At 51.5% G+C, this 14,548-nt stretch carries 15 protein-coding genes and 1 pseudogene; 15 read left to right on the top strand and 1 reads right to left on the bottom strand.

The features are described from left to right. The first annotated feature begins 203 nt into the window (after positions 1-203). The 9 genes and pseudogenes from NST08_RS16510 (at position 204) to NST08_RS16465 (ending at position 7,258) form a co-directional block, all read left to right on the top strand. Entirely contained in the window at positions 204-575 is a 372-nt protein-coding gene (locus NST08_RS16510) for a hypothetical protein (protein WP_144868521.1), read from the top strand. Further along, positions 572-1,900, top strand: coding sequence for a right-handed parallel beta-helix repeat-containing protein (locus NST08_RS16505; protein ID WP_341342007.1), 1,329 nt, complete (start codon positions 572-574; stop codon positions 1,898-1,900). Before NST08_RS16510 ends, NST08_RS16505 begins: the two co-directional genes overlap by 4 nt. Beyond that, positions 1,897-2,502, top strand: coding sequence for a nitrous oxide reductase accessory protein NosL (locus NST08_RS16500; protein ID WP_007131328.1), 606 nt, complete (start codon positions 1,897-1,899; stop codon positions 2,500-2,502). The genes NST08_RS16505 and NST08_RS16500 overlap by 4 nt, the downstream gene beginning before the upstream one ends. Continuing rightward, on the top strand, positions 2,499-3,320 hold the full coding sequence (locus NST08_RS16495) for an ABC transporter permease (RefSeq protein WP_007131329.1): 822 nt from the start codon (positions 2,499-2,501) through the stop codon (positions 3,318-3,320). Before NST08_RS16500 ends, NST08_RS16495 begins: the two co-directional genes overlap by 4 nt. Then, a complete protein-coding gene (locus NST08_RS16490; RefSeq protein ID WP_028404260.1) occupies positions 3,313-4,047 on the top strand; it encodes an ABC transporter ATP-binding protein in 735 nt (244 codons plus the stop codon). Before NST08_RS16495 ends, NST08_RS16490 begins: the two co-directional genes overlap by 8 nt. Before the next feature lie 140 nt (positions 4,048-4,187). Beyond that, a pseudogene (locus NST08_RS29925) lies at positions 4,188-4,713 on the top strand (redoxin domain-containing protein). A gap of 63 nt (positions 4,714-4,776) precedes the next feature. Then, positions 4,777-5,607, top strand: a complete 831-nt coding sequence (locus NST08_RS16475; RefSeq protein ID WP_144868527.1) for a sensor histidine kinase — start codon at positions 4,777-4,779, stop codon at positions 5,605-5,607. 1 nt (position 5,608) lies between these two features. Further along, positions 5,609-6,262 carry a response regulator gene (locus NST08_RS16470; protein WP_144868529.1) on the top strand — a complete coding sequence of 218 codons (654 nt, stop codon included), beginning with the start codon at positions 5,609-5,611 and terminating at the stop codon, positions 6,260-6,262. A 357-nt stretch (positions 6,263-6,619) separates the two neighbouring features. After that, positions 6,620-7,258, top strand: a complete 639-nt coding sequence (locus NST08_RS16465; protein ID WP_445670729.1) for a sulfite exporter TauE/SafE family protein — start codon at positions 6,620-6,622, stop codon at positions 7,256-7,258. 17 nt (positions 7,259-7,275) lie between these two features. Here the strand turns inward: NST08_RS16465 and NST08_RS16460 are convergent, their stop codons facing one another. Then, complete coding sequence (locus NST08_RS16460; protein ID WP_341342004.1) at positions 7,276-7,680, bottom strand: FixH family protein; 405 nt, start codon at positions 7,678-7,680, stop codon at positions 7,276-7,278. A gap of 238 nt (positions 7,681-7,918) precedes the next feature. Here NST08_RS16460 and NST08_RS16455 point away from each other — a divergent pair, with 238 nt between their 5' ends. The 6 genes from NST08_RS16455 (at position 7,919) to NST08_RS16430 (ending at position 14,432) form a co-directional block, all read left to right on the top strand. Further along, positions 7,919-8,023, top strand: a complete 105-nt coding sequence (locus NST08_RS16455) for a DUF6254 family protein (RefSeq protein ID WP_222119631.1) — start codon at positions 7,919-7,921, stop codon at positions 8,021-8,023. A 380-nt stretch (positions 8,024-8,403) separates the two neighbouring features. After that, entirely contained in the window at positions 8,404-9,444 is a 1,041-nt protein-coding gene (locus NST08_RS16450) for an NDP-sugar synthase (protein ID WP_341342003.1), read from the top strand. After that, positions 9,441-10,601 (top strand): glycosyltransferase family 4 protein, encoded by a 1,161-nt coding sequence (locus NST08_RS16445; RefSeq protein ID WP_341342002.1) that lies wholly within the window; start codon positions 9,441-9,443, stop codon positions 10,599-10,601. The genes NST08_RS16450 and NST08_RS16445 overlap by 4 nt, the downstream gene beginning before the upstream one ends. After that, positions 10,576-11,616: a glycosyl transferase gene (locus tag NST08_RS16440; RefSeq protein WP_341342001.1), complete on the top strand. Its 1,041-nt coding sequence runs from the start codon at positions 10,576-10,578 to the stop codon at positions 11,614-11,616. Before NST08_RS16445 ends, NST08_RS16440 begins: the two co-directional genes overlap by 26 nt. Before the next feature lie 84 nt (positions 11,617-11,700). Beyond that, on the top strand, positions 11,701-13,119 hold the full coding sequence (locus NST08_RS16435; protein ID WP_341342637.1) for a phosphomannomutase/phosphoglucomutase: 1,419 nt from the start codon (positions 11,701-11,703) through the stop codon (positions 13,117-13,119). Between the two features lie 305 nt (positions 13,120-13,424). Further along, positions 13,425-14,432 (top strand): AraC family transcriptional regulator, encoded by a 1,008-nt coding sequence (locus NST08_RS16430; protein WP_341342000.1) that lies wholly within the window; start codon positions 13,425-13,427, stop codon positions 14,430-14,432. Positions 14,433-14,548: the final 116 nt, after the last annotated feature.

The following is a 14,548-nucleotide window of genomic DNA, read 5'->3' as shown; positions in this document are numbered from 1 at the left end:
CAATTGTACTGAAAATGGTGCTGCCTTACCATGACTCCTTAGAGCCATGGAATCCCCTCTGGAATAAAGCCCTTTCCTTTCCCGACACAAATGTGTCGATGTTCAACTATGGAAATAGCTCTTATGAGTTATAGGAGCGAACGATTGAACTTGCTACAATCTGGGATATTACATCGGTACAGGAGAGGGAGGGAAGTAAGCATATGAAGCAAAGGATCGTTTCGCTCGTGTTGGTTCTATCGCTTATCGGAACGATGATGGCTTGTTCGAGCGAAGAACCTGTTGATTTGGAAACTGTTCAAGCGGAGCTGACGACAAATCCGGAGACCGTCATCGCAGGAAGCCAGGCGGATATGAAAGTAACGGTTACCGGAATGAAGGTATCGGACACGGCACGGGCAACTTTCGATGTGCGGATTGGAGATGAGCCGGTGCTTATGGATGCGATTCATGAAGGGGATGGCGTATTCAGCGGAGCATTCACCTTCCCGGGCAAGGGCGTTTATACCGTCTATATTCACTTGTACGAGGACGATATCCATATCACGAAGAAGAAGCAGGTCGAGGTCAAATGACAAGGTCAATCAACAAATGGGCTCTTCTCGCACTATTGGTTGTATTGGCGATGATGCACGGAAGTCCGGCCCGGGCGGAGGACGAGCTGATGGGCCTTCAAGAGATCGTGGACCAGGCCAATCCGGGGGCCACGCTAGTGCTGAAGCCTGGCACATACCAGGGACCGGTTGTCGTTAACAAGCCGTTAACGATACGGACGGAGGGTGAAGGGAACGTCGAATTAATTAATAGAAGTCAGCTTCCTGCCCTATCGATCGATGCTGACGGCACAACGGTTGCCGGACTCCATATTACCGACGGAATGGTTAAGGAAACGCCAACGGTGCTCGTCAGAGGTCATCGAGCTGTTTTGAACGGCCTCTACATTCGGACTGGCGGGGATGGAATTGCGGTCCGTGACGCGGATGAAGGCTTGGTGACGAATACTACGATCGATTGGGCGGCTGAAGGCGTGCGACTGGCGGACAAAGGGAATGGCGTGGATGTGTTCAATGGGCATCGCTGGAGGTTCATGGACAATACGATTCGAGATGTTCATGACGGCATCTATATGGAAAACAGCGATGATACGCGTGTAACCGGAAACCGGATTGAACGTTCCCGGTATGGAATCCATTGCATGTACACGAATCGAACGGTCATCGAACGAAACGAAGGCAGCTTGAATGTGACCGGTGCCATGGTGATGACGGCCAGGCAAGTATCCGTTATCGGGAACTCGTTCTCCAAGCAAAGCGAAAACGTGAATTCGCAAGGGATCTTGCTGTATGACACGCATGATTCGATTCTGGCAGACAATACGGTTGATGGTAATCGGGTCGGCCTGTATGTTGAGCTGTCGACAGGAAACCGATTGGAGAATAACGAGGTTCGTTACAATTTTGTGGGGATCCAGCTTCTGGACTCCAGCTCCAATTCCATCACCGGCAACCGGTTTACCGGCAATGTTGCGGACGCCCAGGCACGGAGCAGCGAGGACAATAGGATCATCGAAAACTATTGGGACAATTTCCGAGGCATCGATGCAAATGGAGACGGGAACAGCGATATTTCATACGCGATTAACCCGTTGTTTCAGGAACTGACGAAAAAACGCCCGGCGTTCCAATTGTTCTTCCAATCCCCGGGGATGGTGTTCCTCGAAGGGCTCTATCAAAGTGACCGGGATCGCTGGACTACGGATGCTGCTCCGTTAATGACGCCTCCTATGAGTGAAAACCAGATCGGGGATGCGGAAGGGAGAACCCTTACAGGGATAGCCGGACTCGTGTTATTAGGATGTACCGGGACACTATTTTTTTGGATGAGGAGACGAATGTCATGAGTAAAGGAATGAAATTGAATGCGATCCTCGCAGCATTGCTGCTGCTTCTATCCGCTTGCGGGGGAGAAGCTTATAAACCGCAAGCCATTAACGAGGAAACGGATGTATGCGTGATCTGCAAGATGGCGGTTAAAGATGATCAATATGCGACTCAAATCGTAACCAAAGACGGTCAATCGCTTAAATTCGATGATATCGGTTGTTTGAACACATGGAAGATCGAGAATGGGACCGATACGATCGGAGCCGCCTTCGTCCGGGATTACAACAGCAAGCAATGGCTTCGTTACGAGAAGGCTTACTATGCTTATGATCCTTCCTACAAAACGCCGATGGCTTACGGGATTTTGTCATTTGAGAAGGAAGAAGACGCCAAAGCTTATATTGAAGAACAAGGTACGGGGAAGCTGATGACGGCCGATGAGCTCCGTGATCATTCGTGGGAGGTCAATCGCGACATGATGGATATGGAAGGGATACATGATCATGGTCACCCGCCTGTTGAGGAACAAGATGAAGCTGCGGATCATGATCCTCCAGCGCATCAAGAAGGGCATTCGACACCTCCTGAACCTCCCGCATCCGGAGGCCATGGCTCATGAAAGACATGAAATACGTCGCTATACGCGAGATGAACATCGGGTTTCGCAACCCTTGGGCATATTCATTCATGGCTCTTTTCGCAGTATTCATGCTCAGTTTGCTAATCATACATACCCAAGGGGGTGTGAGCGGATTTTCCGGCACCAGCGGAACCATGTTAAACCTGGCGTTGTACTTGCTCCCCTTGATGGCCCTGATGCTGGGCTCATTCTCCTTAACCGGCGAGAAGGAAGAGGGCAACTGGGAGCTGCTATCGACGTATCCGCTTGGCACTTGGCCGTTTCTGGCAGGAAAATATATCGGGCTGTCTGCAGTGCTGCTCTCCATCGTCGCCTTCGGATTCGGGCTGTCCGGGTCGGCAGGCTGGCTTCTCGGCAGCGGTTTTGATTTTTTAACGTACAAGCAGCTGCTGGGCTTCTCAATCGGGTTATCTCTGTTTTATCTCGGCATTGCCATGTTGATCGGTACGCTCGCCCGCAACCGCTGGCAGGCTTTAACGATAGCGGTAGGCGTCTGGTTCTTCACCGTCATCGCATGGCCATCGCTCCTCATTGCTATGCTGGGCATGATGCCATATCTCTGGATTAAGCCGGCGATAACAACACTTACTTTTCTGAATCCGGCTGAATTGACGCGTTTGTTTACCGTCGTCAAGTTAGGAGGAGGCTCGACGCTGGGGCCTGAATATTACAAATGGATGATATGGATCCGTTCACCCTGGGGCACGCCCGTTTTTGCGGGTGTGATGCTCGTATGGATAGGTGCTGCTCTTGCCGCTGCTTATGGTTTATGGGAAAGGGGAAGAGGTCGTGGGTGATCAGCTCGTACGATTCGATGCGGTTCATAAGGCATTTAAGGGAAAGGTTGTCATTGAAGAATTGAATTTGAAGGTCGCTCACGGCGAAGCGGTCGCTTTGTGCGGAGGCAACGGAGCTGGAAAAAGCACCTTGCTGCGGATGCTGGCGGGAATCTTGCACCCGACGAAGGGTGTTATCACCGTCAACGGGCAGACATGCCGGGACAATCGGCGGGAATATGCCCGGCACATCGGTTATATGCCGGATGATTATCGCTTTAGTCCAGGATTAACGGCACTGGAGACCATGCTGTTCTGGGCCCGGCTTCGCGGACTCGGGCAAGCCCGTGCACGGGAAGCGTTATCGATGGTTGGTCTCTCGGATACCGGCAGCAAATCCGTGGCCTCCTTCTCTAAGGGCATGAGACAGCGGGTATTGTTCGCGCAAGCGATAATGGCACGGCCGCTGCTCGTCATTATGGATGAACCGACGAATGGCCTTGATCCTTACTGGATGGATACGTTCGTCATGCTCGTTCGCCAGGCAGTCGCCGAAGGCCAGACGATCCTCTTCTCCACGCACCAATTGGAAATTGCCGAAGCTTTGGCGGATCGGATCGTTTTTTTAAGGGATGGGAATGTGGTGCTGGACGGGAATACGGGAGAGCTTCGACAAACATATGGAGCTGAGGGGATGCGCAGAGCATTCCGGGAGTTGTTTGGGATAAACGGAGGAAGCCCGAAATAGCGAAGCAGGCAGCGAGTCCGCAGGCGGGCCGCTGTCTTGTTTCACTTTACGTGAGGCGATGGCCGGCGTTCAAGCCGCCCGTCAGGCTATTATTTAAGAGCTTAACGGCCAACATGTATGTCTAATTTGTGAGCAAGGAGATGAACAGGGTGATCCGCAGAATGATTCAGTATATGCTATTGATGGTTGTCCTAATCGGAGGCGTGTATGCCGTGTCACGTTTTTTGGGTGATCCGCAGGTTCTTGCTATTCCAGGAGAAGCAGCGCCGGAGTTCTCAGCCGTGGATCTGGAGGGGACAGAAATCCGTCTTGCCGATTACAAAGGGAAGGGCGTTGTCCTGAATTTCTGGGCCTCCTGGTGCAATCCGTGCGTCAACGAACTGCCGCTTCTTAACGAGGCTCATAAGGTTAACAGGCGTGGACATGCTGGCGATCAACGTGGGGGAGGGCAAAGAAACGGTGCAGCATTTTGCTGACCGGTATGACCTCGAATTTCCGATCGTATTGGACTCCGAGATGAACATTAAACAAAAGTATCAATTGGTCGGAATGCCTCTTACGATCATCATTGATGAAGACGGGACTTTGGTGGAACGACACGAAGGGGAGCTGACAGAGCTGGAAGACATCATATTCCTGATGAATCGGATCAGGCAAGACGATTAACATTCGCTAAAAGTTCCCAATGCAATATAATGGATCCATGCATCAATCAGCTAGAAGGGGAGAATGATTGTGACCTATAAACAAAACAAATGGCTGATTCTTACGATACCTACCTTGACGATCGGGGTCTGGGAGTATGTCCGGCATGAGTTTCTGCTGCCGTATATTTCGATGGAGCTTGGAAACTGGCTTGCCCCGGTCATTGTGCTGCTCGTATCCTTGCTGTTTTTGACCAAATTATTTGCCATGATCGAACATAATCAAGAGGAGCTTAATCGTGCAAAAGCGATCCGCGCCGTGCTGGAGGAACGAGAGAAAATCGCAAGGGAGCTTCATGACGGCATCGCGCAATCCCTGTTCTTTTTGAACGCGCAGATCTCGCAAATGGACCGCATGAATCAAGCAGACGGACTTCCGCTTCATAAATTGAAGGAGAGTGTTCATCGCACCAATGATTATGTCAGACAAGCCATCGCCAATTTGAGGCATGAAGCCGATGCGGATAAAAATCCGTGGCTGCAAGGCATTGAGAGCTTAATCGATGAGCTGCAGCAGGAAACCGCTCTGGAAATTGAGACGAATTGGCGCATTCCGGAAACGATGCTGTCTTCCAAAGAGCGAGTAGAGTTATTCGCAATCATCCGCGAAGCGCTGCTTAACATTCATAAGCATGCGGAGGCGAAGCAAATCCGAATCGAAGCGCGACCAACAGAATCGGGGTGGATGTGCCAGGTCGCGGATGACGGCAAAGGCTTTAACCCAGATGATATGATGATCCGTAATCGATACGGGATCCAAATGATGCGCGACCGTGCCAAGGCGATGTCCTGGCACTTCAGCCTGGAACGTAAAGATGGGGACACGCTGGTAATCGTTCGAAAGGGGGCATATTGAAATGTCAAAATTCCGGGTGTTAATTATCGATGATAACGAGATGGCCAGAGAAGGGATCCGAATGATCCTGGAAAGCGATCCTGTCTTTGAAGTCGTGGCGGAAGGAAGCAGCGGAGAAGAAGCCATTACCTTAAGTGAATATTGGATGCCGGACCTGGTGCTGATGGATATTCAAATGCCGGGAATGGGCGGCTTGGAAGCAACGAAGAAGCTTAAAGAAGCCTTCCCCTATATCAAGGTCGTTATGGTTACCGTATCCGACGATATTGCGCATTTATTCGATGCGCTTAAGAAGGGCGCCCAGGGCTATTTGTTGAAAAATATGGAGCCTGAAGCGTGGCATGAATATTTAAGAGCAGTCGCCATCGATGAAGCGCCGGTAACGCGCGAGCTGGCGTTTCGAATCCTCAAGGAAATGTCCCCGAAGCGTGCGGACGAGGTTCAAGATCATCCTTTAACTGAGAGGGAGCATGAAATTCTAGTGCTCGTTGCCGAGGGAATGAGCAATAAGGAAATTTCAGGCGATCTAAGCATTTCAGAGCATACGGTGAAAAATCACCTGAAGAACATCCTTCAAAAGCTGCACTTGGCCAATCGGGTTCAGATTGCGCGTTATGCTTATGAACAAGGCTTGGTAGGCAAGAAGCAGCAATGAAGCAGCAATGAAGCAGCAACGAACCAGCAATGAAGCAGCAATGAAGCAGCAACGAACCAGCAATGAAGTGCAAGTTAACAATGAAGTAGCAAAGATGTAGCAGGCTTTGATGGAATAGCGATTGGCGATAGGCTGCTATACTTGCGCCGCAGCTTTCTAACCTGAGACATTCTTATCCTTCAATCGGCTTCATATAATGAACAGGTATCTCCCATTTCATGCCGGCTTATCCGATCAGCGTTTAAGTCGCAATGGAGGTACCAGCAGCAATGTGAAGCATGAGGCAGTTTTCAGAAGGGAGTAATCGTCTTGGATACAGCAGGAAACAGCTTGGCGCTCGTTGCCCTTACCGGATTGATGGGTGCACCGCATTGTTTCGCGATGTGCGGAGGCATCGTGTCGTCGGTTGCACTTCGCGCACAAGGCTCGCCAATGGCTTTGATCCTCGCATATAACGCAGGGAGAGTAGCAACTTACGCGGCAATCGGCGGTTTTATGGGCTTGGTCGGCTCTTTTCTGGATACTGCAGCCGGATTCGTCGGGCTCCAATCTGCGGCCAGCATCATTGGCGGCTTGCTGATCTTGTTATGGACCTTTCGTCGGTATACGCTCCCGATGTTTCGCACGCATCCATATAAAAATTCTCGCGTTCAGTCGAAGCTGCAGCAGCTCGGACAACGTTACGAAATTGTTGCAACCTTTTTGACCGGGATTCTGCTGGGCTTTTTGCCATGCGGCTTGACTTATGCAATGCACATGAATGCTGCCGCCTCGGGAACCGCAGCAGAAGGTTCGCTGATTATGCTGGTGTTCGGAATATCGACGTTTCCGGTCTTGCTTCTGACGGCGATGTCTGCGGGAAGCCTTACGAAAAGATGGCGCAGAGCGATGCGCAGGATCGGCGGATATCTGGCCGTCTTGATGGGGTTGCTGTGCATTCTGAAAGGTCTAAGTGCGAATGGCTGGATACCTTCCGTGCACCCTTGGCTATGGTGATGGGGGGCTTTTTCTCTTTAATGAACCTTAAAAACGGTGCTGACTTTTACATACCGCTCCTTCCACTGTAATTCGGCTTCGGCTTGCCATTTCCCGCGCATGACGGGCACCACTGTCGCATGATATACCCCGGGTTGAATCTCTTCAATGGAAGCAGGAAAAACCCCGCAAAACATATCCGGCATGGTAATGTTCAAATCGAAATCCGCGCCTGTTACGGGTATTCCGGATAACTCGTCAATTTGCAGCTCAAAGGTGGTCTCCTGCATCGATACCGCTGATGAATCAATCGGTGTTATTTGCATGCGGATTTGATCATCGATATAAAGAGCCTCTGCTGATGGATGGTCTTCCACTAGACGAAACAAAATGAACAAGAGCATAAAACCAAACAACAACAGGATGATCCATTTCGCTTTCATGCTTCGCCTTCTTCCTATAATTCATAACGTTAATTACTGATGTTATATGTATCTGACATGCAGAAAATGCCGGAATATGTGCTGGAGTGCAGCTAAAGCATACATAAGAAAACATAAGCAAAAGGGACTATCTCCATTATCTATGCTCTTGTTCCTAGGCGCATGAATGAACAAGGCTTAATATTGAAAACCTATGGAAGTGGTATACATTCTCGATTTCCGAAGGAGGAAGACTGACATGGCTCACCAGAAGAGAAGGAAAGAAGCTGCCTGGAAGTCGCGTAAGCAAGCACAGCACCCCCATGGAAAAATCAGATCGCTCAAGGAATTGTCCGGCGAATAGGATGAGGAGTATACTGCTTGGAAGTAAAGGACTGTCGGTTAGTTTTAACTTGCCGGCAGTCTCTTTTTTATGAAAACGGGCGGTCCTGCGACTATATTCATGATCGATTCATGGCAAAAAACGAAGAAATCATGAGATTTCAAAAGAAAAAAGAGGATTTTATGCTTTGATTTCAGGCGGAATGCGAGACATTATGTCCTGATCAACTTGAAGATTCAAAGAACTATTCCATAAAATACTATATTATCAGCACTCGACATTATAGAGTGCTAACAAATCAAGGGCGAAGGAGGGAAGCCGATACAATATTAGCGTCAGTGTTCAAAGCTGGCGTAAGCTTGTTTGTCGAAACATTTTTTGGGAACAGGAGGATTTCGAAGATGAATGTACTGTTACTTGCCGGTGGATTGGGAACCCGACTTAGACCGATGACGGAGAACATGCCGAAGCCGATGGCACCGATTCTGAATCGTCCGTGGCTGGAACATCTCATTCTTCATCTGAAGGAACAAGGCGTTCACCGTTTCGTTATCGCCCTTAAGCATCATCCCGAAAAAATAAAAAACCATTTCGGCGACGGCCGCCGGCTGGGCGTGTCGATCCAGTATGCGCTTGAAGATAAGCTGCTGGGGACTGCCGGGGCGATCAAGAATGCCGAGGCTTTACTCGATGAACAATTTATTGCCATGAATGCGGATATCGTCCACGATATTGAACTGAAGCCGCTGCTGGATTTCCATCGATCTCACGGAGGAAAGGTAACGATCGGTCTGACAGAGGTTGAGGACCCTAGCGCGTACGGGGTCGTTGAGCAGGACGATACGGGGCGCATCTTGCGTTTTGTGGAGAAGCCCCGCTTGGACGAGGCCCCTTCGAGACGGATCAACGCAGGTATTTACATCATGGATAAAAGCGTGCTCGCAGCGATTCCGTCCGATCGGGAGGTCTCCATTGAACGCGAAACGTTTCCACATCTCATCCGCGAAAATATGGGAGTCTTCGGTACGACGATTCAAGGCTATTGGGCGGATATGGGCACCAAAGACAGATACCGCAAAATTCACTGGGATCTCTTAACGAGACAGAGCCGGATCCAAATTCCCGGACACGTCCAGGATCAAGGCATCTGGATCGGCAAGGGCTCTAAAATCGGAGCCGGCGTCCTCCTCGTTCCGCCGGTATTGATGGGAGATCACGTACGAATCGGAGCACGGGCCGTCATCGGGCCTCATGTGGTGCTCGGCAACAAGTGCACGATCGGCCCGAACGTCCGGCTATCGGAAACGATCCTGTGGGACGGCTGCCGGGTAAACGAGGGAGCGTACTTAAACAACTGCATATTCAGTTACAATCTCGAGCTCGGCCCAAGACATATTTTGCATGAAGCCGTAATGAACCGACTGGGAGTGATGCAAGCATGACCCGGGTGGCTTATATCAGTACTTACGTTCCGAAGAAATGCGGCCTGGCCACGTTCACTTTTCATTTGCGCCAGGCGGTCCATGCAGTGAAGGAGTGGAAAGCGAAGGATCCCGTCATCGTGCTCCACGATGGGGAATCCGATGGCCTGCAGGATCCGCTGCTGTGGCTGCTGCGTCGCGATTGCGAGAACGATTATGAGAAGATGGCGTACAGAATCAACCAGTCCGAAATCGAGGTCGTCTCTCTCCAGCACGAGTTCGGGATATTTGGCGGCGAGGCCGGCCGGCACATCTTGCGTTTCATCCGCAATCTGAAAAAACCGCTGGTGACTACGTTTCATACGGTGTTTGAGTTGCCCCGTGAACCGTACGCAAGCATTCAGCGGGAAATCGCCGAGCGAAGCGACCGGATCGTCGTGATGAACCGCAAAGCGATATCTTATTTAAACCGCTCGTTCGGCATTCCGGAGGAGAAAATCGTCTTTATACCGCACGGTACGCCCGAGCCCGATACGGAGCGGCGGCAGGCATTCCGGGAGCAGCTGGATTGGGCCGATCGCAAGGTGCTGATGACGTTCGGGCTGCTGAGCCGCGGAAAAGGAATTGAATTGATCTTGAGGATTTTGCCTGAAATCGTTAAAAAGGTGCCTCAAGTGCTGTATGCCATCGTCGGGCAAACGCATCCGGAGGTCAAGAAATGGGAAGGAGAGAAGTACCGCGAAGAGCTGAAGGCCATGATCGCTGACAGCGGGATCGGTGACAATGTCGTCATGATCGACCGTTACATGGAGGAGAATGATCTGGTGCGCCATATTACGGCATGCGATGTCTACGTGACACCTTATCCGGGTATGGAGCAGATCACCAGCGGAACGCTTGCCTATGCGGTCGGCTTGGGACGGCCAGTGGTTTCGACTCCGTACTGCTATGCACAGGATTTGCTCGCCGATGAACCCGAGCTGCTGATTCCTGCTGATGACGAGGCGTTATGGCGGGAACGGATCGTGTCGCTGCTGACCAACGACGTGATGCATCAAGATGTCGTCCGGAAAATGAAGCGGCTGGGGCAAACGATGCATTGGCCAAGCGTCGGGCATGAGTACAACCTTCTGTTTACCGAGGTGGGGAGACATGGAAAGGCGATCCGTTCGGTTTGACCATCTGATCAAGATGACCGACGACACTGGCATACTCGAGCACGGGTTCGGGACGATCCCCCGCCGCAACGAAGGATACAGCACGGACGACCAGGCCCGTGCGTTATGGGTTTGTCTCGAATGGTTCAAGCATGGGCGTCCTGAAGACCAACAACAACTTGAGCGGTTAGCCGAGATCTATATCGCCTTTTTGCTGTGGGCGCAAAAGGAAGATGGTCATTTTCATAACAATTTTGCCTATGACCGGAGCAAGGAGCCGGAAATGCCTTCCGACGATTGCCTTGGACGCTGCCTTTGGGCTTGTGCGAAGGCAATGACAGCAGCACCCGCCCCTTCGTTTGCGATGGTCGCTGAATCGATCTTTCAAAAAGCGCTGCCGCAGGTTGACCATTTGCGGTATCCGCGCGGATGGGCTTACAGCATCGCCGCACTCGGCACGCTGCAGCGTGCCGGATATGATATCGATCTGACCTCCCATATCCAAAACCTTGCCGAACGGCTGTCCGCGCTCTATCGCAGAAGTTCGGCTCCAGGCTGGTCTTGGCTTGAATCGGAGATCACTTACAGCAATGCCGTGCTGCCATGGGGGATGCTGTGGGCTCATGAAATGTTGAACCGGACGGACTTGCTTGACATCGCTTTGAGTTCCCTTGACTTCCTAATCGGTTTGTCGCAAAACGAAGCGGGACAGATCCGGCCGGTAGGCAGTCAAGGGTGGTGCCGCCCGGGATATCGGGCTTTGTGGGACCAGCAGCCGATCGATGTCATGAAGCTGGCGTTAGCGTCTGCCAAGGCCTATGAGCTGACGAACATGCACAATTATAAATCGGCCGTCACGAAGTGCCGCGATTGGTTTTACGGCGGCAACGATCTCGGAGCCCCAATGATTAACGAGCGGGACGGCAGCTGCTGCGACGGCTTGAGCGCCGACGGACCGAATATAAACTGCGGGGCGGAAGCCGTCATCTCTTACTTGATGACCGAAGCTATTTACGAAGAATGGATACAACATTAAGCGCAATTCGCCATTATCCAATAGACATCATACAAAAAGAGGTGGACAACGATGCCTTTGACCAAAGAACTGCAGGAGCAGGGGATGCCAACCCTTGAAGGGGGGGCTTCCATCCCCTCCCATGTATTCCGCGAATATGATATTCGCGGCAAAGCGTATGAAGACATTGACCTCCCTTTTTGCTATTGGCTGGGGAGAGCTTTCGGCGAAACCTTGAAGAAGGCCGGCTTGAATAAGGCCATTGTCGGCCACGACAACCGGAAATCATCCCCGGATTTTCACCGGGCCCTGATTGCCGGCTTGCAGCAATCCGGATGCGAGGCGATTGATATCGGCGAAGTGACAACGCCGATGTTCTACTATGCCATGCACCATTATCAAGAGCCAAGCGGCATCATGATTACGGCCAGCCATAACCCCGGCGACGAAAACGGATTTAAAATCGCCATGGACTATACGACGATTTATGGAGAAGAAATCCAAAAGCTGCGCAGCCGCATGCTTGGCTTGGCAGCCGAAGGCAAGCTGCCGTCCGGTTTCGATTATGACGAAGAAGGTCTGCGATGCGAAAGCGTCGAGGAGCCTTATTTGGACATGCTGGCAGACAAAATCCGGCTGAACGGCCGGAAGCTTAAAGTCGTGGTCGATTGCGGCAACGGTACGCCGTCGCCATTTGCCCCCAAGGCGCTTCGACGCTGGGGGTGCGATGTGGTAGAGCTGTATTGCAAATCGGATCCGGATTTCCCGAATCATCATCCGGATCCGGTAGAGCCGAAAAATTTGCGGGACCTGATCGACGTCGTGAAGAAAGAAAGAGCCGACATCGGCATCGCCTTCGACGGGGACGGCGACCGCCTTGGGGTGGTGGACGAACAGGGCGGCATTTTATGGGGCGATCAGCTGATGATCCAGTTCTGGCGTGAAGTCCTGCCGAAATATCCGGGCTGCAAAGCGCTGGTGGAAGTCAAATGCTCGAAAGCGCTGGTCGAAGAGATCGAGAAGCTGGGCGGCGAGCCGGTCTTCCATCGAACAGGACATTCCCACATTAAAGCGAGCATGCGCAAATTGGATGTGCCGTTTACCGGCGAAATGTCCGGGCATTTATTCTTCCGCGATGAATACTACGGATTTGACGACGCGCTGTATGCCGCTGGACGACTGTTGCGGATATTGAGCCGGGATTCGCGCCCGCTGTCCGAATTATTCTCCGACGTGCCAAGATATTGCGCGACCCCTGAAACGAGGGTTCCATGTGACGACGATGCGAAACAACAGATCATTCATAAAGTGAAGAACCATTTTGACGGGAAGCACGAGCTGATCGACGTAGACGGCGTACGCGTGCTGTTTCCGAACGGCTGGGGGCTGGTTCGCAGCTCGAACACCCAGCCGATCCTGGTGCTTCGGGCAGAGGCCGATACCGAGGCAGACTTACATGAAGTCAAAGCCCGCCTGGAACAAGCGCTCCGCGAGGCTGCGCCGGGATTGCAAATTCATTGGTAAGCACGAGAAAGCTTCTGCGGCGATCATGCCGCGGAGCTTCTTTTTTTTAATAAGGAAGGGGCTCTATTGGGGACTGACTAGATGGAGTATTGCAGCGCCATTTAAAGGAAGCGACATGAATTTTTTTAGTGCAGGATATCGTGTTCTTGTTGGACGTTCTTCAAAGATATGGCCGTATTTGATGATTCAATGTAAGTTTCTGCTAGTTACATCGTAAGATTCGGGAGGTACTATAGTAAGTAACCCTTTGTCAGACATCAGACAAACATAATCATTGTGTAAATATTAAAGGAGGCTGCATGCGTATGAAGTCTCATACCTCCGACCGCATTAAAATGCCGCCAGGCTTTTGGTCCGGCATCCGTCAATTAGGGCTCGCTGATCAAGACATCGTACGAAAAGCGCGGCTTCCGCTGACGATCATCAATGAATCCGAGGTAACTGCCACCCAATATTATTCAATTTGGAAGGCGTATACCGATCTTATAGGTGATCCTGCACTAGGAATCATCAAGCTAGCGACGGCTTTTGAAACGGCGAAGTACCCGCCCTCCGTCCTAGCGACTTACCATGCCCGTGACTATAGGGATGCCCTTAACCGAATGGTCCGGTACAAGCGGCTGTGCCCTCCTGGAAGATTACGCATGAGCGAGGAGGGCGGGTACTGCACGATGGACTTGGATTGGCTGGAGACGGAAGAGCCTGGTCCGCCGATTCTGCTTGGCATCACGCTTGCATGTCTACTGGAGTTTGGCCGCCGGGGAACCGATCAGCATGTGTCGGCACATTCGCTTGAGTTATCGGAGTCCGTTGGCAATGCAGAGGCCCTCGAGGCATACTTTGGCTGCCGCATCCGGTTTGGAGGCAAGCGCAACCGCTTGACGCTGCATCAGAAGGACTTGGATCTTCCTTTTATGTCGTTCAACGAAGAATTGCTTGAGATCCTGACTCCCGCTCTGGACCAATCGCTCCATGATCGGCAGTTAGACCCGTCGATAGCCGATAAAGTCAAATGGATCATGAAAAGAAGCCTGGCAGGAGGACGACCAGATATTTTGCCTATTGCCAGGGAGCTCGGAATGAGCGGCCGTACCCTGCAGCGCAGGCTCACTGACGAGAATACAAGCTTCAAGCGGCTGCTGACAGAGGCTAGACATGAGCAAGCATGCGAATACTTGACGGATCCCTCGCTGGATACGAAAGAAATCGCTTTTCTGCTTGGATACGAAGACTTGAATTCGTTCTACCGGGCTTTCCGTCAATGGGAAGGGGATACCCCAACCAATTGGCGTTCTGTCCATTCGGCTTCCTGAGCAAAAGATTTTGGCGTGTACTGCAAGAACTTTGGCGCCTTAAACTAGTTACCAAATGCGCAAAACAAGGTATCCTAATTCTATCCTCAGTACGACCATAGTCTAGCAAACATAAG

This window comes from Paenibacillus sp. FSL K6-1566 (assembly GCF_038050475.1).
Taxonomy (GTDB): domain Bacteria; phylum Bacillota; class Bacilli; order Paenibacillales; family Paenibacillaceae; genus Paenibacillus_AQ; species Paenibacillus_AQ lactis.
This window is presented reverse-complemented; position numbering and strand designations above follow the sequence as displayed.

Excerpts from the sequence above, each read along its gene's own strand:
- NST08_RS16510 (WP_144868521.1), top strand. The coding sequence starts at position 204 with ATGAAGCAAAGGATCGTTTCGCTCGTGTTGGTTCTATCGCTTATCGGA.
- NST08_RS16470 (WP_144868529.1), top strand. The coding sequence starts at position 5,609 with ATGTCAAAATTCCGGGTGTTAATTATCGATGATAACGAGATGGCCAGA.
- NST08_RS16505 (WP_341342007.1), top strand. The coding sequence starts at position 572 with ATGACAAGGTCAATCAACAAATGGGCTCTTCTCGCACTATTGGTTGTA.
- NST08_RS16445 (WP_341342002.1), top strand. The coding sequence starts at position 9,441 with ATGACCCGGGTGGCTTATATCAGTACTTACGTTCCGAAGAAATGCGGC.
- NST08_RS16450 (WP_341342003.1), top strand. The coding sequence starts at position 8,404 with ATGAATGTACTGTTACTTGCCGGTGGATTGGGAACCCGACTTAGACCG.
- NST08_RS16435 (WP_341342637.1), top strand. The coding sequence starts at position 11,701 with ATGCCAACCCTTGAAGGGGGGGCTTCCATCCCCTCCCATGTATTCCGC.
- NST08_RS16495 (WP_007131329.1), top strand. The coding sequence starts at position 2,499 with ATGAAAGACATGAAATACGTCGCTATACGCGAGATGAACATCGGGTTT.
- NST08_RS16475 (WP_144868527.1), top strand. The coding sequence starts at position 4,777 with ATGATTGTGACCTATAAACAAAACAAATGGCTGATTCTTACGATACCT.
- NST08_RS16440 (WP_341342001.1), top strand. The coding sequence starts at position 10,576 with ATGGAAAGGCGATCCGTTCGGTTTGACCATCTGATCAAGATGACCGAC.
- NST08_RS16455 (WP_222119631.1), top strand. The coding sequence starts at position 7,919 with ATGGCTCACCAGAAGAGAAGGAAAGAAGCTGCCTGGAAGTCGCGTAAG.
- NST08_RS16465 (WP_445670729.1), top strand. The coding sequence starts at position 6,620 with ATGGGTGCACCGCATTGTTTCGCGATGTGCGGAGGCATCGTGTCGTCG.
- NST08_RS16500 (WP_007131328.1), top strand. The coding sequence starts at position 1,897 with ATGAGTAAAGGAATGAAATTGAATGCGATCCTCGCAGCATTGCTGCTG.
- NST08_RS16460 (WP_341342004.1), bottom strand. The coding sequence starts at position 7,680 with ATGAAAGCGAAATGGATCATCCTGTTGTTGTTTGGTTTTATGCTCTTG.
- NST08_RS16430 (WP_341342000.1), top strand. The coding sequence starts at position 13,425 with ATGAAGTCTCATACCTCCGACCGCATTAAAATGCCGCCAGGCTTTTGG.